Below are 18,962 nucleotides of genomic sequence, written 5' to 3' on the forward strand. Positions count from 1 at the left end.
GCCCAATCGGCGAGGTATTTTTTTAAGCAAGTTGAAGGAGCTACTAAGACAAACAGTAGGAGCTACTAAGACAAGATGAAGAGGTTTTCAAGACAAGCTTAAGACACTGGAGAGATGTCAGTACGGCGTTTTCTACGACGAATTCGTTTTGAAAGCGCGGCAATCGGCCAAGTGACGATTAGATTAATGATGACAGCACTAACAACGCCGAAGGCAAAGCCTGTAGCGGATAACGGGATGCCAATTTGAAAATTCTGAACGGTTTTCTGTAAATACGAATAACGCGAGGGATTGAACACATACACCACTTTTTCGATAAACTGGTCGCTCGCAAAGAGGCGCATGCCAATTCTCAAATCTTCGTATCGCTCCAATGTGGCTAGTTTTTGTTGCGCATCCTCGCGCACACTTTTCACGTCGTTTTGTAGGTGATGGCGAATCATTGCGAGTACACTGGCGTACTCATATTTCATGGCGGTCTCTTCATAGCCTTCCACTTGCCACCGAGTTGACTCATACAACCCAGACAAAAACTGCTGATAGTGATCGAGAAGCAACGGAATTTGTAACGCAAGTAACAGCGTTGCTCCAAACACCAACTTATCGAGAATCCGACCTATCATTTTGAGCACACGCCACCCACTCTCATACACCCATCCACTTCAACACATCCAGTCGTTCTAACCTGTCGTTAGAATCCAGCTTGTGTCACTTTAGCATAGATTTATGACAATGAAATTTGTCATTTTACTCACGTCTTAGCCAAACGTTCAGAAGTGAACTCTGCCTAAGTACAACAAAGTTAGCGTTAATCAAATGCGTGTGAACTGACGTTGTAGATCGTGAAGGTTACCAACGTATTCTGAACCGTAAAACAACTGAGGTACCTTCGCAAGTTCCAACCCAATCATACAAATCAATTCGGCTTTGGATGTTTTGGAAGAGCGAGATGCTTCAACACTCACGGTTTCAAATGCAATATTATGATGGGATAAAGTATCTTCAGCCAATCGGCAGGTTCCATCAAGAGTCGCGCAGTATAAGGTGTAGTTTTTCATAACAAGTCTCCTAAAGTGATCGTGAAGTAGTGGCTAACCGCCCTACCCGATAACCTCTACTTTAAGAGACTCGCTTTGAATAATAAAATCAATTGATTTTATTATATTGATTCTAATTGGCTATCAGAAAAACCTAAAAGCGTCTGACTCGGCTCTAAAGCACAGCTTCAAAACACTCAAGTTGCGGTGGCCCCATGTAAATTTCTCGGCGACTGCCCGCATTCGCATGCGCCTTTCGGAATGCTTCCGACTTAGTCCACGCTTCAAATGCCTCTTTAGATTCCCACGTCGCATGAGATGAGAAGAGCGTGCATGTTTCGTCCGATGAGCCTTGAAGAAGATTAAACGACTTAAAGCCCGGTACGTCCTTCAAATGCGAATCTCTATTTTTCCAAATATCGATAAACTCTTGCTCACATCCCAGTTTTATCTTGAACCGATTCATCGCAATAAACATCATGAACTCCTATTAAATGGTTCACTCATCTTAATACGTCGATCCAAGATAATCGATCCCTCATTAAAAGGCTGGCACAGTCTGTCTACGCCTCTGTGAAGCAATGACGACAAGCAAAAGTATCAGAGCGGGAATATAAAGCACTTCTTTGGGCATTCTATCCGCTGCCACTTCCACTCTCGTCACTTTGACACTTTCATCGCCATAAAAGTCATAGTCTTGCAGCTGACCGAAATAAGGCGTTCCAGGGAAAGGCTCTTCCAACAGCATGTCACCACCACTTTCCTGAGTCACCAATCCGGCTTTTTCTAACCTTGCATTGCCATCAGCAACCGCACCTAATTCGACCAGTAACGTCAGCTCTTTGATCTTATCAGGGTCGTCAAAATCAGGGCCGGAGATCACCATTCTTAGCAAACCATCTTGTGGCGCTTGTCCTGCCGTTTCGGCCACTTCCGTCCCCTTATAAACATCGTACGGAGGCTCTATATAATCGAGCCAGAAACCGGGTCTGAATAGCGTGAACGCAACCAAAAGCAAAGCAAGCGTTTCCCACAGTCGAGTACGAGCCAAAAAGTACCCTTGCGTTGCTGATGCAAACAACATCATCGCGATCGTGGCGACAATGAAGATAAAGATCGCCTTGTACCAAGTAACGTCTATCAGCAAAAGTTCAGTATTAAAGATAAACAAGAAAGGTAATAGTGCCGTTCGAATATCATAAGCAAAACCTTGCACGCCCGTTTTAATAGGGTCGCCGCCGGAAATCGCCGCTGCCGCGAACGCCGCTAAGCCAACGGGGGGCGTATCGTCAGCCAAAATACCGAAATAAAACACAAACAAGTGAACAGCAATCAACGGAACGATTAACCCTGATTGTGCGCCCACCGTCACCACCACAGGCGCCATCAATGACGACACCACGATGTAGTTCGCGGTGGTTGGTAAACCCATCCCCAAAATAAGGCTCATAACAGCCACTAAAAGCAGCATGATCATGATATTACCGCCTGATAAGAACTCCACCAGCTCGCCGATCACTTGATGTGCTCCGGTCAGGGAAACCGTTCCCACTATGATCCCCGCCGCTCCCGTTGCGACGCCAATTGGAATCATGCTGCGAGCACCGGCAATCATACCGTCTACAAAGTCTTTCCCACCTGCCCGCCAGCTCTCTCTCATATCGCTTGAGGCACGCATTAACGACTTCAGTGGCTTTTGCGTAAACACGATAAAAATCATGGCAAGCGTTGCCCAATAGGCAGAGGTCGTAGGCGATAACCGCTCAATCAAAATACACCAAATTAAAACAATGATCGGCAATAAATAGTACAACCCAGTTACCGCCACATCCCACGCTTTTGGTAACACAGTAACGGGGGAGTTCGGATCGTCGACTTCCAGATCAGGGTGACGCGCTGCCAAATTAACCAGCCCCAAATACAAGGCTAAAAAGATCAGCACAGCACTCAAAAATGTCATGTTAGGAAAGACGGTTTTCACCCAGCCGAGGCCGTAATACACAAATGCCGCCAAGACAGAGATAGCGATAAAGCCCAACAATACATTGGAAAGCCGCGCCGCAAGGGTTGCCGTCACAGACGGTTTTTGCATTCCCTTAAGACCCAATTTGAGCGCTTCAAGATGAACGATGTAAACCAGTGCAATGTACGAAATAACCGCAGGTAGAAACGCATGCTTGATCAGATCAGGGTAAGAAACCCCAGTAAATTCTGAAATAAGGAACGCCGCCGCGCCCATTACAGGAGGCGTTAGCTGTCCATTGGTCGACGACGCTACCTCGACTGCGCCCGCTTTTTCCGGCTTAAAGCCCGTGCGCTTCATAAGAGGAATGGTAAAGGTTCCGGTCGTTACAACATTGGCAATGGAAGAGCCTGAATACAAACCAGACAAGGCGGAAGCAACAACCGCGGCTTTAGCCGGCCCACCACGTAAATGCCCCAATAAGGCAAAAGACAACTTGATAAAATAGTTACCCGCACCCGCCTTTTCTAACAGAGCACCAAACAAAACAAATAAGAAGATCATCGACGCTGAAACACCCAGCGCAACACCGAATACGCCTTCTGTTTGCATCCAGTAATGCCAGAGTGCCTTACCATAAGACGCCCCTTTCCACTGAATAACATCGGGCATAAAAGAATAGTGACCGAAGAACACATAAAAAACGAACACGGACGCAACGATTACTAACGGCAAACCAAGCGCTCGAAACACAGCAATGCCGAGACCGACCATACCGATGGTTGAAAAAATCAGGTCTGCCGTTGTAGGTAAGCCTGCGCGGTTAGCAATGGACTCTTTAAACACAAGCAAGTAAAGACAGGCCATAGCCGCAACAGCAGCAAGCACCCAATCGTAGGCGGGCACACGGTTGTCCGGTGACGACTTAAAGAGAGGAAACGCCAACATAGAAAGCGCGATCGCGAAAGCTAAGTGAACTTGTCGCGCTTCCTGATTATTAAAGACAAGCGTAACACCCGTTAATTGGGTTAAAACAAAAGGTAAATCGGAAGCGATGTACAACTGAAAAGCAGACCAAATGAATGCGAGTCCTAATATAAACCTGCCTGCGAATCCTGCCGCGTTACGAGCACCGCTTTCCACTTTGGCGACCATAGCATCAACATCTACATCCGCGTTATTAGGTTGATTGGAATCGGTCGAAGACATCTATTACCCCCTATTGTTCACACCCGGAAAATACAGATTTAGAAAACCAAAACAGCGCTAGACCTCCCCAAAGGGAGAGAGGCCAGCGCGTTTTATAGACAGAGACATGTCAAATCTAAAACCGAAGTCAAAGATCTAAAACAGAGACCAAAGACAGATTTGACTCAAGATAGACTACATCCAACCACGTTCTTTATAGTATTTGATAGCACCAGGGTGCAAAGGAGCAGACAGGCCGTCTTTGATCATTTGCTCTTCTTTTAGATTGGCAAAGGCTGGGTGCAACTTCTTAAAGTCACTGAAGTTATCAAACACCGCTTTTACCAGCGTGTATACCGCTTTTTCTGACACATCAGAAGAACTGATTAGTGTCGCCCCCACACCAAATGTGGTGACCTCATCAGGGTTGCCCTTGTACATTCCACCTGGGACAGTCGCGACGCGATAATAAGGATTATCAGCAATCAACTTATCAATAGGCGCGCCTTCGACATTGACAAGCTTAATATCACACGTTGTCGCCGCTTCTGTTATGGCGGCCGCTGGGTGACCAATGGTATAGATCATCGCATCAATCTTACCGTCACACAGTGCTTGCGCCATTTCAGACCCTTTAAGCTCGGAGGCCAAAGCAAAATCTTTCATGGTAATTCCAAACGCATCCATCACCACTTCGGTGGTTGCACGTTGTCCGGAACCCGGATTACCCACATTCACTTTTTTGCCTTTTAGGTCTTCAAATTTCTCAATACCGGCCCCTTCTTTAACGATCAAAGTAAACGGCTCTGGGTGTACTGAGAACACTGCTCTTTCTTTCTTAAACGGCCCTTGGTCTTTAAATTTCGAGGTTCCATGATAAGCATGATACTGCCAATCGGATTGCGCAACACCGAACTCTAGCTCACCACCACGTACCGTATTAATGTTGTATACCGAACCACCTGTCGATTCGACAGAACAACGAATACCGTGCTCTTTACGCGTTTTGTTCACCAGTCGACAAATTGCACCACCGGTCGGGTAGTACACCCCTGTAACACCACCTGTACCAATCGAAATAAACTCTTGAGCAGATGCGACAGGCGCCATCAAACCCAATGAAACGAGACCAACAATTGCAGTATGCTTAAATTTCATGAAATTGCCCTTCTTCTTTATTGGTTATTGTGCACTTACTAAAATGAACCAAAACAACAGCCTGAATCACAGAACGTATATGACTAAACAGTAGGTTTTTCACTAATAGCCAAGATCAGAAAACACGCACGATACCGAATAAGCCAAACGCTCTACGACTTCATTAATGTCACTTTGCTTCAGGGTAAAAGGGGGAGCCAGTAGTACGTGATGACCACGTTTTCCATCAACAGTGCCACCCATAGGGTAGACCATCAGCCCATTTTTTAACGCTTCCTGTTTGATTCGAGTATGAAGATTCAAACTCGGATCAAATGTTTGTTTGGTTACTTTATCCTCAACCAGTTCAATACCAAGAAAAAAACCACGACCACGAATGTCCCCTACATATGAACTATTAGCAAAACTCTCGTGAATTTTCCTCTTAAAATACGATTCCATTGACGCAACATAGGGAACCAGTTGATCTCGCTTTAATACATTCTGAACAGCAACGGCTGCCGCAGCCGCCATTGGATGAGCCATATAGGTGTGCCCATGCTGAAAAAAGCCAGAACCGTTAGCGAAAGCATCATAGAGCTCTTTCGAGAGAAGAACCGCTCCAATAGGTTGATACCCTCCTCCGAGTCCTTTAGCGATGGTCAGTAAATCCGGAACAACGCCGTCTTGCTCACATGCATACAGGGTGCCAGTTCGCCCCATACCGCACATGACTTCATCCAATATGAGAAGCACCCCATATTGATCGCAAATTTCTCGGATACGTTTGAAGTAACCCTTTTCGGCAGCAACCGCACCACTGGTTGCGCCCACCACGGGTTCCGCAATGAACGCCATCACCTGATCGCGGCCGAGCTCTAAAATTTTAGTTTCTAACTCTTGAGCCGCGCGGTAAGCGTATTCTTCAGCAGATTCAGTACTATTTTGGAAACGATAGGCATAACAAGGACTAATGTGGTGCGTTTGGATTAATAACGGCGCAAATTGAGCCCGCCGCCATTCATTCCCTCCTGCGGATAACGCACCCAGTGTGTTTCCATGGTAACTCTGACGCCGCGTGATGATATGTCGACGTTGAGGCTCAGAACGTTCAATAAAGTACTGACGAGCCATCTTTAGCGCCGCCTCGACCGCCTCAGAACCACCAGAGACAAGATAAACATGACTCAAGCCTTGTGGCGCATCGTCAATGAGCGTCTCCGCAAGCTCTTCCGCCGCTTCGGAAGTAAAAAAACCGGTATGCGCATACGCCACCTTGTCCAGTTGACGATGCAACGCTTCTAATACCTCAGGATGGCCATGCCCCAAGCACGACACTGCTGCGCCGCCGCAAGCATCAATGTATTGCTTACCCTTTGAATCATAGAGATAGATACCCTCACCTTTTACAGCGACAGGCGGCGTATTCTCGGTCGAGCGATGAAGTAAAAACGTCATAACGCGCCTCACGGTTCGTCAGGTCGAGAAACAGTAATAGGGTCTTTATGCAAAAAACTTTCTTTGTAAACTCTATTTACATGCTCTCTTTGTATACTTTTGTATTAGAGCGCTCGCATTAAAACAGTTTAGATAAAAGCAAGTTACATAAAAGGCAGTTCGTATAAAGAATAACCAAAAGATTAAGAGTAGACTGTATTCAGAAATATACTAAGTAGATGAAAGAAACTGTTTTAACAAGTTGGGATCACGATGAAAAAAACGCTTTGTATTGTCTTTTCTCTTATTATCGTCATTGCAGCATTCACCCTCCTCCACGGTCTTGATGCGTTTCATGTATCAGATGCGAAACAGCAAACTCTTCGTTTCCAACAAGCAAAACATGAACTTGAAGGGACTCTGCTATTACCTCAAAACACTCCCGATGCTCCGATTGTCGTTGTGGTTCATGGAGATGGTCCACAAGATCGTTACGCCAATGAAGGTTACCTACCATTATTCCACGCATTGCTAAAGCAAGGCATTGGCGTGTTTTCTTGGGACAAACCGGGTATTGGAAAGAGCAATGGAAACTGGCTCTCTCAGACGATGAAAGACCGTGCAGACGAAGCCTCATCTGCTCTAGAAAAATTAAGAAGCCTACCAGAGTTACAGCATCGCAGAATGGGCGTACTTGGCTTTTCTCAAGCAGGTTGGGTTGTCCCAAAAATAAACGTACCAAGCGATTTTTACATTCTAGTTGGCGCGGCCATCAATTGGCGTCAACAAAGTTTGTACTATACACAACAACGTCTAAAGGTCGCGGGAATACCTGGGCAAGAGATCGAGCTGCAAATAAAAACATCCGCTAAAGCATTCGATACAGAGTTTTCAGAGGAAAGCGCAAAACAAGCCTGTCGAGCAAGACCCTGTTCACGAGCAGATTTTGAACGCCGCAACGCCCTGTCCGACGCCCGAGAAGATATAAAACACGTTTCCACACCAACCATGATCCTATCTGGCACAAAAGACCTGAACGTTAATACGAATAACACAATCAAAAACTGGGATGTCTTGCTGCCAAAAAGCACTCCTTATTGCATTAAAAAGATTTCCAATGCGACGCATGGACTTCTCAATGCGACTTGGTTTAATTTCCAACGCCCCGATCAATGGAGTGGCTGGGCAGAGATGTTGTTCTTTCTGATGGGCGATCAAGCGTACGCCTCTAACGTGATCGGCTTAATGTCAAACTGGGCACGAAAAGGTCTCTGCCAGTAACTTTTTAAACGTACTTATGACACAAGCGCAATCTACGGGTAAGATTCAGAAAAAAAATGTTATCAACCCCACGCTAATAAAGACCCAACGGTATGAAAGTAGCAAAATTTTTTGGACTTGCGATAACACTATTAGTGATCGTCGGTTTTGCCATTAACTGGAGCATTAGTTCGGACGTGCCTGATATGAATGACGTAAAAACAGACCACTACGCAGATGGAAAGTTTAAGAACACCCAGTCGATACAAAGCAAGCCTCTGAGAGAGGAACTCACTCTTTGGAAAGAGCTGCTCACTGAAAAGAAAGTCGGAACCAAACCCGATATCGAGATCCCTGTTTATAACATTACACAGGAAGATCTTAATGCCCTCAGCGACGACACCATACACATAGTAAAACTCGGTCATTCGTCAATATTGCTAAAAGTGTATGGCGACTATTGGTTACTTGATCCGGTCTTTTCTGAACGCGCCTCGCCTTTCCAGTTTATGGGGCCGAAACGCTTCCACCATCCTCCGATTAAGCTCGACGACTTACCCAATATTGAACTCGTCTTGATATCCCATAATCACTACGACCATTTAGACAAAGCCAGTATTAAATCCCTTGCACAGAAAACCGAGCACTTCTATGTGCCACTTGGCGTTGATGGTGATCTTTTAAAATGGGGCGTTGATAGCAAAAAAGTCAAAGCGTTTGACTGGTGGCAGGAGCAAGAGGTCACCAACGGCATGGTCGCCTTTACCCCGACTCAACATTTTTCGGGCAGAGGGTTGAGTGACAGAAATAAAACCTTATGGGGATCTTGGGTGATTAAAACGCAAGAACACTCACTCTATTTCAGTGGTGACTCAGGTTACTTTGCTGGGTTTAAAGAGATTGGTGATAAATACGGTCCGTTTGATCTAACCATGGTTGAAACCGGTGCTTACGACGATCGATGGGCGGATATTCATATGCGACCAGAAGAAAGTGTCCAAGCGCATATCGATCTGCAAGGCGACGTAATGATGCCTATTCATAACTGCACCTTCGACCTTGCCTTCCATGAATGGCGTGATCCGATGAACCGAGTAGTAGCGGAAGGAAAACGACGGTCTATTAAAGTGACTGCGCCTGAATTTGGGCAAATTTTTAGCATATCGGATAACACCTTCGACTCCCAATGGTGGCGTAACGAAGCCAACGCCGACAACTAGTGCCACCTTCGCAGTTTGAAAAAGCGCGGGGCACAAAAAAGCAATCGACTTCGAGAACCTAATAACGAGTGGTACGATACATAGCCGTATTCACTCAACATTATTGAAAGCTGGAACGTTATGATCATTCAGAGACACAATAAAACCCTTTCCACACCAACAGGTGACATGCAAGTAACCGTCTATCGCCCTGTTGACGAAGGTGCCTATCCTGCCATTATTTTTTATTCTGAGATTTTTCAACAAACCACTCCTATCGCACGCAGCGCAAAAATACTGGCGGGACACGGTTTTGTTGTACTAGTACCGGAAATTTTTCATGAATTTAATCCTGAAGGAACAGTGCTGGCTTACGATGATGAAGGAAAAGATAAAGGCAATGCTGATAAATTCGCAAAGCCACTCGAGAGCTATGACTCAGACAATCAGGTTATGATCGATTACCTAAAATCCCAACCATTTTGCAGCGGCAAGGTCGGTAGTATGGGAGTGTGTATCGGCGGACACCTCGCTTTTCGAGCGGCACTGAACCCAAGCGTTGACGGCGCATTTTGTCTCTATGCAACAGACCTTCACTCTAATACTTTGCCCTGCAATGAGGGTAACCAAACACTAGAACGATGTGGCGATATTCAATGTGAAATGGTGATGGTATTCGGCAAACAAGACCCACATGTCTCACCTGAGGGACGCCGTTTGATTCACAACACAATGAGCGATAATCAGGTCAACTTCTCATGGCTAGAAGTCAATGCTCAGCACGCCTTTATGAGAGACGAAGGCGATCGCTACGATGCAGCCTTAGCACTGCAAATGTATCGCAATGCCGTGGACTTTTTTCACCGCTGTTTATAGCAACTGCATATAGCGCGCCCTAATGAATTGATCGGGAACTGGGCGGACAATGTGACCACTCATTAAGTCCACCCACTCGACAATGATCGTTCGCTATGCGCGTAAAAGACGCTCGAGCATGGCTTTTCAATTCTCTAAAGACATAATTATCTAAAGACACGCACGCTGATTTCAGGACATTGGCGAGCTACCCGAAATTTCACCTCGTCGGGGCACATTCTGACCTTCAGAACATAAAATCAAATTGAAAACACCTTAAGTGCACTTTTTTTGGACAGCATGTACACGACTTCGTGTTAATCTTAGAAAAGCTAAAAAACCAATAAGAACAAGCTGATTCTACAAACGTCACTCGCTAAAGGGTTCTCTCCATGACAATCATGCAAAAGGCCTTCTGGCTCATCGCCAGCCTAGGTAACTTAATCTCTCTATCTCTGTACCTGAGCACCGCCAACGTGTTCTTTTTGTTCTTATTTAGCGGGACACTTTTATACACCGTCGTCGGCTTATACGATTTGTATGTCGGTCCACACAGCTTAAATAGACTCTACCCTGTGATGGCTCACATACGCTATTTTTTAGAATCTTTTCGAGTCGAAATACAACAGTACTTTATCGCCAACGATACCGAAGAACGACCATTCAATCGCGAACAGCGCTCGTTAGTGTATCAACGTTCCAAAAACGTACGAGACACCATCGCATTCGGCACGCAACGTGATTTAATGGAAGAGAACTATTTAAGCCTGTGGCACTCTCTTGCTCCAAAGAAGCTCGATCAATCTGAAAAACGCGTCACTATTGGCGGTCCAGACTGTTTATTGCCTTACGAAGCATCGCATCTAAACATTTCCGCAATGAGCTTCGGTGCGCTCAGTCAAAATGCCATTGAAGCCTTGAACCTCGGTGCTCGTAAAGCAGGCTGTTATCACAACACAGGAGAAGGCGCTGTTAGCCCTTATCACCTAAAACACGGCGGTGATCTTGTTTGGCAAATCGGTACCGGGCTATTTGGTTGTCGCGATCACGACGGCCACTTCAATGAAAGCTCATTTAAAGACATGGCCACACGCACCTCGATCAAAATGATCGAAGTAAAACTTAGCCAAGGCGCTAAACCCGGACACGGTGGCGTACTGCCGAAATCTAAAATTTCCGATGAGATCGCAGCAATACGCCATATCCCAACGGACAGAGATTGCGTCTCTCCCGCAGTGAATCCAGAATGCACAACGCCCATTGACCTGCTTCATTTTATAAAACGACTCAGAGATCTAAGTGGCGGTAAACCAGTCGGTTTTAAGCTGTGTATAGGCAACCCTGCTGAGTTCCTAGCCATCTGTAAAGCCATGCTACAAATAGGTATTACTCCGGATTTCATCACAGTAGACGGCGCCGAAGGCGGCACCGGAGCCGCACCAGTTGAGTTCAGTAATCGTCTTGGTATGCCCTGTTTAGAAAGCGTTTACTTCGTTCACAATGCTCTCATCGGTTCAGGGTTAAGAGACAAGGTCCGTATAATTGCTTCAGGCAAGACCGCATCAAGCTTTGATCTGCTTTCTAAACTGGCGGTTGGAGCCGACCTAGTCAACGCAGCCCGTACCATGATGTTCGCCTTAGGGTGTATTCAATCTCGTCACTGCAACACCAACCTTTGCCCTACGGGCATTGCGACCCAAGATCCTGCACGCTCAAAAGCGATCGACGTGACAGATAAAAGTAATCGCGTGAAAAACTTCCACGACAACACACTCGAAAGCCTCTACGAATTAATTGGCAGTATGGGGCTAACGTCCCCAACACAGCTACAACCTCATATGCTTAAACAACGATCCGTAAACGGCGAACTCAAATCCATCGGCAGCCACTTTGCGCCGTTAACAGTAAATGCTTTAAATGAGCTGCCTGGTGACATGAATCACCAATGGAAACAATGGTGGAACCAGTGTCAGGCTCATACCTTTGAAGTAGAAGAGGAAGTGTATATCTTTACCGAAGCCGATTTGGCGAGCTAACACAGCGTGTGAATAGGCAGAGAGCGATCAATATAACAATAGGATGTATTAGCAGCGTAATACATCCTATTAATAACGGGACTGAGTAAAAATGTTCTTTTGAAGCTCGTTTAGCACGCATTCTCCCTTATAGCGGTAACTGTCGGCGGCTTTTTACTTGGTTAAGCACGATGGTGGTATCCACCTTCGATACGGTTTCAATGTCACCCAGTTTTTCTTTTATAAATTCGTCATAGCTTTTAAGGTTTGTCGTTGCGACGTTAAGCAGATAGTCATATTCTCCCGTGACGACGAAGCATTCTTGAACTTCGTTTAATTCGGCTACCGCTTGTTCGAAATTGTGTGCGTTTTTCTTCGAGTTGCGCTGGAGTTGCACAAATACAAACGCGGAGATTTCAATCCCCACTAACGACCGGTTAATTTCAGCCGTGTAGTGATCAATCACTCCCAATTTCTCTAGTCGCTTCACCCGTCTTAAACAAGGCGTGGGTGACAAAAAAACCTGTTCCGCCAGTTCTGCATTGGTCATGCGACCATCGTTCTGTAAAGCGCGCAAAATGCTTAAATCAATGTGATCGAGACGAATTGACATAAAGTGCTCTCATTTAATATTTTTTTAACATAATCCTTCATTATTGATCGAATTGATAGAGGAATATGACAACTTAAACTCAAGTCTCTTCGCTATAATTTTCGCTAATACGTATTTTGACCCATTAAAATTAGCGCAGGATAAAAACAATGAGTACACCGCTGGTCAATGAATTTGATAATTGGATTCGAACACGCTTTGTCGATCTAAACACGGAGCTGGAAAGTCTCTACTTCGCTCAAGATAAAAAAGAACAAATACAAGGCGTTGGCGAAGAACTAAAGCTCGCCCTGATCACTGAAGGCGATCAATTTGTGCAACAACTATTGCATGAAGGCAATACTGACGAAGGCTTTGACAGTGGATTCGACTTATTGGGAAACGTAGGCTTTCTAATGTCCGCCAGCCGACGCCACGAAATGGACGAAAAACACCCAGCCCTTAAAAGCGCATCGGCCTTAGCCATGCAGCTTGGCGCATCGCTTGGCGTTGTACCGCGCTTTGCTTCTGCACACCTTGAAACCCATAACCGCGCACAAAACGGTAAGTACAAAACCTTTACTCATTTAGACGATGAGAAAGTGTTTCTGGATTACAATACTCGTGGCGTATTTGGCTTTATTCGCGCTTCGGAAGCGTTGTTACACATCCTGCCTCTGGGGGTTTCACATCCTGTTACCCTAGACTTGCTAAACACTGCGAAAGACGCACTAGAAAAGGTGGTCGAAAACAACACAGCACTCTTTAACGAATTGGATGTAGATCGCTTCTTTTACAATGTGCGACCCTATTACAAAACCCACAAAGTCGGGCGACATGAGTACCGAGGCGCCAATGCTGGCGACTTTGCTGGCATTAACGTCATCGATCTACTACTGGGACTTTGTCGCGGCAACGACCCCTACTATTCGCAATTATTGGTAGATAAATTCCTATTTATGCGCCCAGAAGAGCAACTCACTCTACGAGACTGCATGCGCCGCACCAGCTTAATGGATGAGTTCCTAGCGGTCAGCGATGAAGAACGTGAATCGCAGTGGTTTAAAATCAACCTTTCAGCCTTCTTAGACGTTTGTGAAGCTCATGGTGAAACCGCACGACAACACCACAGCCAACTCATTTCACGCTTTATTGAAAGCCCAGCAGCAAAATACGAACTGGCTCACCGTCAAGACATGACAGCAAGCGGGCCTCCACTGGAAGTATTATTGGCGGCCCTGCAAAAGCTGCATGATTTACGTACAGCATCGTACCGAGAAGACATCCAAACTCGTCACCAAGATGTACAAACATTGCGCAGCTACTTATAGGAGAATGTGATGCAAGAATTTACACAAAAAGACGGTATCTACCTGCTCAATCACTCGGTTGGCCTCATGCCTGCTAGCACCCGACAAGCGGCTGAATCACAGTTTTTTGCTAACTGGGAGCACGGTACACCCGATCCATGGGCGACGTGGTTTCCAATGTTTGAGCAGTTCACTACCCGACTTGCCACACTCTTCAATACCGAATCCAGAATGTTTTGCCCGCAACAAAATGTTTCAAGTGGGTTAAGTAAGCTGCTCAGCGCCTTCCCTGATGCAAGTAATAACGAAGGCCGCAATGTAATCTTACTAACGGAAAATGATTTCCCGTCTATTGGTTTTGTCATGCAACAGGCACAACAAATGGGCTATCAAATAGAATACATCAAAGACGCAGAAGACGTACTTGATGTAACCGTTTGGGAAGAACACTTAACCGAAAACGTCTTCACCGCTTTGATCACTCACGGGCACTACAACTCAGGGCGTTTAGTCCCCGTCACAGAGATCGTCCAAGCCGCTCGAAAATCCGGTGTTATGTCGATCGTCGACATCGCACAGACCGCCGGTGTCATCCCGATCGATTTCTCAGAATGGCAAGCAGACGTAGTGGTGGGTTCATGCGTAAAATGGCTTTGTGGTGGCCCGGGGGCGGGGTACTTATGGGTAAACGACTCCGTCTTAAGCATGCTTAACCCCTTCGACGTGGGCTGGTTCTCACACGAGAATCCATTTGAGTTCGACATTCATAACTTCAAATACGCCGATTCAGCCTTGCGCTTTTGGGGCGGCACGCCATCTGTCATTCCTTACGTCATTGCCGCCAATAGCATCGATCTCATGCACAGTATTGGCATTAAAAACGTGCGCGCACACAACGTTAAGTTAGCGGACAAAATCATCGACGCCATCCCTGAAAGCTGGTTGGTATCTCCAAAAGACGATCAGGTTCGAACCGGTACACTCGTCATCAATCCCCCCAACCGAGACGCAGTGGAAGAAAAACTCAAAGCCATAAATGTTCATTACGATCTACGTAAACGCGGCTTCCGACTCTCGCCTCACATCTACAATACTCATGAGCAAATAGACAAAGTCATCACGGCATTTCTATAAATCATAAAACGTACACTAAGTGCTTTTTGAAACCAATAATCCCAGCACAAAGCTGGGGTTATTGACACACCTACTTGTATGACACAGTTTCTGAATTGAGGCCATTCAGAAACAGGCTATCTCATCATGAACCTCTTTGGAAAGGGGTTGGCGTGGCAACTGAACAGGAGGCTTTAAAATTTGTTAAACAAAAGATTCAAAAAATTGAAGATTTGCTAGATGTAATGTCAAAAGACAAAACAAAACAAAACAAAACAAAACAAGCGATAGCAATCACAGAAATACATACTCGCCTATGACTCCTGTCTAGCTAAAAAAGCCATATTACGCATTAGCTAATACGGCTTATGCTCCATATCGTTTATCATGCATACAAAAATGACATTCTTATTGGGGGCTTACAGTACTCGAAAGCCAACTTCTTTGACTTCATTATCCACTTCTTTCAGGAAGTAACAGGCAAGATATTCACCAACTACTTTGGTGCTCACTTGCTTCCAAATCACTTGAGCAATGTCGTCTCTTCGTATAACAGCCAAGAACTCCCTTTCAGCAGACAAGGATGTAAAAAACTCATGCTCGTTCCACAGCTTTTCAACATTTTTTCGATTATCAGGATCATTTAACTCTTCCGCTGTTTGATACTTAGAGAACAATGCCCAGTTCTTCTCGTTTGATCCCTGTATAACATCGTTAATCATTGGCAGAGCAATTTCAAAAATTTCACTATCCGTTTTATCGACAATACTCATATCGTTTTCTCAACTTTTTATATTAAAGTACACGTAAAGGTCAAAAGCACAGACACAATTGCTCATTACAAGCGGTTGTGGCGTTAATTGTTATATTTTATTTACGCATGATAGCAACTAAGGGTAGAGGGTGTGCTTTTTCATGATGTGATTTCCCTGTTTCTTTGTCGTGACTTTATGAGCTTTCTTGCTTTCTTGCTCGCTTACCTCTGTATTTTTACGCTGTTCAAAGCGTCATTGGTGACACCTAATCCATCTGAACAATACTCGTATAATACCGCTACAGATTTCATTTCAGTTTTGCTGCAATTTCCCGCGCCAATCTATACCACTGATTATTAACAATATTGTCTATTTCTTCGTCTGTCGGTAACACTTGAGGATCTAAAAAGCCTGATACCAAAGGGTGGAATTTACCAACACAAAGATCGAAAGCCTTCCGTTCTGAATTAAGCTCATAGTTGCCTCTGTGTATCATTTGAGCGTTGAACACCAACACATCTCCTTGTTTAAGATCGAGTAACACTGAGTCAGGAAGCGATTCACTGTTGTTATGACCATTCAACTCGAACCGCACATTTCGCTCTAACTCTGTGTCCCAACGTTTATGCGTACCTACGACAACCTCAACGCCCTTTTCATCAATCAGTGGAATACGAATATGAAGACTTAACATGCGGTGTTGCTCATCACTTTGCACTGAATCTTCTATTGAGCTGTATTGCGAGTCTCTATGCCAATAGGGAAGACGCTCACTATTCGATGGGTTAAAAAAGAGCTGCGTATTATGAAAATACAGGCCAGAACCAAAGATGTTCTCCAGCGTTTCGGTGAGCTTTTGCGACGCAATCGTATTGAAAAATTCTGCTCTCTGGTCAGGGCTGCCTTGAAAATACTCAGGGTGTGTTAACGAATGCATATTAACCAGCTTTCGATTGAATATGGCTGCCTCGTTCTCTGACCGCCATATTCGGTAAATACGGTCAACATACCTATCCAACAAAGCGATCTCGTCCTCGCTAAAAAAGCCTTTAAGAATAACGTATCCGTCTTTTTCATAGCGCTCTATCGGTTTCATTCCCCCTCCCAAAGTATAGAAAAAATTAATTTTATCAAGCACTTGGAGCTCGATGAAAAACTGGAATAACTTTTTCGTTGAATTCAAAATACCCTTTCTAAGACTAAGTTATAAATACAGATATGCGTTAAGGAACCTACGAATAAACACATAGAGGTTATCTCATACAGAGCATCTTCCATCACGGAGTCACTCATGTTGTACCAGTTTCTCATAAAGTGACTGCGTAACATGGCCGCAAGCGGATAAGGACGTCGCCCGTTACCTGTTTTCGGGTAGAAGGACTCTCTTTGAGATTCGAGTTTTTGCCATGGAATCAGCTCATTCATACGACCCAGAAAAGGTTCTTTGCGGGTTCTAAGGCGTTTTCGGTATCTGCGAAGGAGAGTAGGTTCATGGTTGATTTGGAATTTTAGTTGGCTTGAGTCGGTGATGTTGCCGACTTATTCGCAGATTCCCTTGCACCTACTAACATTAAGATTGAAGTTGCAATGATTTTATTTAATACCTTCATATTTCACCTTTTCAAGATCCGCTATTTACTATTCATTTGGCTAACGGATAATTTTACAGTACGCAACCTTAAAGCATTCAGAAATAGCGTTTTAATCAATGCATTGGAGGTCCAACAAAGGTTGTGAATACAGCAGTGACTGCCAATATCGACGACGCAACGATCTTTTCGATTAAAATAGATTTTTGAATTACTCTCGTATTACCTAGAACTAAAATTAGCGGTACAAGATGCAGTTTATGGTAAGCCGCAATCGCAAGAATAGCGGCCACCAAACTAAGCTTCACCATCAACCAAAAACCGTAATCGGATGACATTAAACCTTGCCATCCAGTCAATTCATAGCTCATCCAGACGCCACAAAGTAATAAAATCGACACGGCAATGGCTGCCAGCTTACCAAAGTTCTCTAATACTATATTGGACTCTTCAACTATTGCGTAGCGCACCGCTAACCACAATGGAAACAATAACCCTAGCCACCAAGCCGCGATTAAGATATGAATGAAAAATATAATTTGATAATACCAAGCTTGACTCATCGAGTGCCCAGAAAGAGAAAACGAATACACTAAGCTAGCAACACCAAAAAAAGCGACTAGCAATGATAAAGACGAATACGGCCATGCGTTGTGGTTACAAACTTTACCAAGAATACTCAACGACAGCGCCACAGATGCATAACCAAACAAACGGACAAGTACAATGCTGCCTGCAGAAGAATCCCAAAAGATCGAGACCATATCTGGATCAAACATCGACCAAAGCCCTTCTTCCATCGTCGCACCCACTAAGATATAGAAATACGCCACTGTGGCCGCACTCCCGACCAGCACGCCGACTTTTATATACCCTTTGATACGACGCAAAAGCTCAGGCTGATGGCGCAACAAATTAAACGCAAACAAACCACCAATCACGCTGGATACGCCAAAATACAACAACCAACGTGTCAGTAATTACGCAATTTCCCAATTCGTTAACGCCATAAAACCTCCCGCTATTCTTCGCTCTATTACCCAGATGAACTATCGGAAACCATTAATGCTGCATGAAATTATACGTTCCTTTCATCATATGCCCATCTTCCCCCATGGCTTTCCATTGAACTGAGTAAGTATCTGGGGTCAACATAGGCAGCATCGCTTTAAAGTTTTCTGTGGCTTTGGCTTTTCGATCGTATTGAATCGCCACTGGTTTATTATCCGACCCAACGACTTTTAAACTCACCACACGCATTGGCTTTTGAAAATGCATTTCGACTTGCTGTGCTTGATCCATTAGCATCGCGCCATCTTGCGGGTAAGTTTCCATCATCTTGCCGTGCGCATAGACGTTTACAGCGGCTGTCATTGCTAACACAGAAAACGCGAATTTGAGTTTTTTCATACTGTTATCCTTTAAACTTTAATTGCTTTGGGCTTAATATTTGTTTGCATGAGTACAAAGAGGAGCCCTCTTGTACCGGCATTTTGTGCGACTCTGAAAAGC

18 protein-coding genes and 1 pseudogene are annotated in these 18,962 nt (G+C 44.9%); 7 read left to right on the top strand and 12 right to left on the bottom strand.

Translation table 11 applies throughout. From position 1 onward, the window contains the following. Nucleotides 1–98: 98 nt before the first annotated feature. The 6 genes from MARME_RS17570 to MARME_RS17595 form a co-directional block, all read right to left on the bottom strand. Nucleotides 99–623: a DUF2937 family protein gene (locus MARME_RS17570; RefSeq protein WP_013662612.1), complete on the bottom strand. Its 525-nt coding sequence runs from the start codon at nt 621–623 to the stop codon at nt 99–101. A 189-nt stretch (nt 624–812) separates the two neighbouring features. Beyond that, a complete protein-coding gene (locus MARME_RS17575; RefSeq protein WP_013662613.1) occupies nt 813–1,058 on the bottom strand; it encodes a thioredoxin domain-containing protein in 246 nt (81 codons plus the stop codon). A 154-nt stretch (nt 1,059–1,212) separates the two neighbouring features. Beyond that, complete coding sequence (locus MARME_RS17580) at nt 1,213–1,515, bottom strand: antibiotic biosynthesis monooxygenase family protein (protein ID WP_013662614.1); 303 nt, start codon at nt 1,513–1,515, stop codon at nt 1,213–1,215. A 63-nt stretch (nt 1,516–1,578) separates the two neighbouring features. After that, nucleotides 1,579–4,209, bottom strand: a complete 2,631-nt coding sequence (locus MARME_RS17585; protein WP_013662615.1) for a TRAP transporter permease — start codon at nt 4,207–4,209, stop codon at nt 1,579–1,581. A gap of 174 nt (nt 4,210–4,383) precedes the next feature. Then, nucleotides 4,384–5,346, bottom strand: a complete 963-nt coding sequence (locus MARME_RS17590) for a TAXI family TRAP transporter solute-binding subunit (protein WP_013662616.1) — start codon at nt 5,344–5,346, stop codon at nt 4,384–4,386. 102 nt (nt 5,347–5,448) lie between these two features. Next, nucleotides 5,449–6,783 (bottom strand): aspartate aminotransferase family protein, encoded by a 1,335-nt coding sequence (locus MARME_RS17595; RefSeq protein ID WP_013662617.1) that lies wholly within the window; start codon nt 6,781–6,783, stop codon nt 5,449–5,451. Between the two features lie 252 nt (nt 6,784–7,035). Between MARME_RS17595 and MARME_RS17600 the strand changes: the two genes are divergently transcribed. From MARME_RS17600 to MARME_RS17615, 4 genes are all read left to right on the top strand, one after another. Beyond that, nucleotides 7,036–8,043: an alpha/beta hydrolase family protein gene (locus MARME_RS17600; protein WP_013662618.1), complete on the top strand. Its 1,008-nt coding sequence runs from the start codon at nt 7,036–7,038 to the stop codon at nt 8,041–8,043. A gap of 92 nt (nt 8,044–8,135) precedes the next feature. After that, the gene (locus MARME_RS17605) at nt 8,136–9,242 is read left to right on the top strand and encodes an MBL fold metallo-hydrolase (protein ID WP_013662619.1); all 1,107 of its coding nucleotides are present in this window, start codon (nt 8,136–8,138) and stop codon (nt 9,240–9,242) included. A gap of 120 nt (nt 9,243–9,362) precedes the next feature. Further along, the gene (locus tag MARME_RS17610) at nt 9,363–10,097 is read left to right on the top strand and encodes a dienelactone hydrolase family protein (RefSeq protein WP_013662620.1); all 735 of its coding nucleotides are present in this window, start codon (nt 9,363–9,365) and stop codon (nt 10,095–10,097) included. 371 nt (nt 10,098–10,468) lie between these two features. Beyond that, nucleotides 10,469–12,112 (top strand): FMN-binding glutamate synthase family protein, encoded by a 1,644-nt coding sequence (locus tag MARME_RS17615; protein ID WP_013662621.1) that lies wholly within the window; start codon nt 10,469–10,471, stop codon nt 12,110–12,112. A gap of 127 nt (nt 12,113–12,239) precedes the next feature. Here MARME_RS17615 and MARME_RS17620 read toward each other — a convergent pair whose 3' ends face one another. After that, the gene (locus MARME_RS17620) at nt 12,240–12,704 is read right to left on the bottom strand and encodes an Lrp/AsnC family transcriptional regulator (protein ID WP_013662622.1); all 465 of its coding nucleotides are present in this window, start codon (nt 12,702–12,704) and stop codon (nt 12,240–12,242) included. Between the two features lie 149 nt (nt 12,705–12,853). Between MARME_RS17620 and MARME_RS17625 the strand changes: the two genes are divergently transcribed. From MARME_RS17625 to MARME_RS22320, 3 genes are all read left to right on the top strand, one after another. After that, on the top strand, nt 12,854–14,014 hold the full coding sequence (locus MARME_RS17625; RefSeq protein ID WP_013662623.1) for a PrnB family protein: 1,161 nt from the start codon (nt 12,854–12,856) through the stop codon (nt 14,012–14,014). Nucleotides 14,015–14,023: 9 nt separating this feature from the next. Further along, on the top strand, nt 14,024–15,127 hold the full coding sequence (locus tag MARME_RS17630; RefSeq protein WP_013662624.1) for an aminotransferase class V-fold PLP-dependent enzyme: 1,104 nt from the start codon (nt 14,024–14,026) through the stop codon (nt 15,125–15,127). Between the two features lie 152 nt (nt 15,128–15,279). Continuing rightward, nucleotides 15,280–15,426 (top strand): hypothetical protein, encoded by a 147-nt coding sequence (locus MARME_RS22320; RefSeq protein WP_013662625.1) that lies wholly within the window; start codon nt 15,280–15,282, stop codon nt 15,424–15,426. Between the two features lie 99 nt (nt 15,427–15,525). On the opposite strand, the gene MARME_RS17635 is transcribed toward MARME_RS22320, so the two are convergent. From MARME_RS17635 to MARME_RS17650, 5 genes and pseudogenes are all read right to left on the bottom strand, one after another. After that, a complete protein-coding gene (locus MARME_RS17635) occupies nt 15,526–15,879 on the bottom strand; it encodes a hypothetical protein (protein ID WP_013662626.1) in 354 nt (117 codons plus the stop codon). Nucleotides 15,880–16,168: 289 nt separating this feature from the next. After that, the gene (locus MARME_RS17640; protein ID WP_013662627.1) at nt 16,169–16,957 is read right to left on the bottom strand and encodes a phytanoyl-CoA dioxygenase family protein; all 789 of its coding nucleotides are present in this window, start codon (nt 16,955–16,957) and stop codon (nt 16,169–16,171) included. A 140-nt stretch (nt 16,958–17,097) separates the two neighbouring features. After that, a pseudogene (locus tag MARME_RS21940) lies at nt 17,098–17,361 on the bottom strand (transposase); the annotation flags it as partial. A 205-nt stretch (nt 17,362–17,566) separates the two neighbouring features. Next, a complete protein-coding gene (locus MARME_RS17645) occupies nt 17,567–18,391 on the bottom strand; it encodes a copper resistance D family protein (protein WP_013662628.1) in 825 nt (274 codons plus the stop codon). Nucleotides 18,392–18,512: 121 nt separating this feature from the next. Then, nucleotides 18,513–18,860, bottom strand: a complete 348-nt coding sequence (locus tag MARME_RS17650; RefSeq protein ID WP_013662629.1) for a copper resistance CopC family protein — start codon at nt 18,858–18,860, stop codon at nt 18,513–18,515. Nucleotides 18,861–18,962 lie beyond the last annotated feature (102 nt).

The sequence above is a fragment of the Marinomonas mediterranea MMB-1 genome (genome assembly GCF_000192865.1).
Taxonomy (GTDB): Bacteria; Pseudomonadota; Gammaproteobacteria; order Pseudomonadales; family Marinomonadaceae; genus Marinomonas; species Marinomonas mediterranea.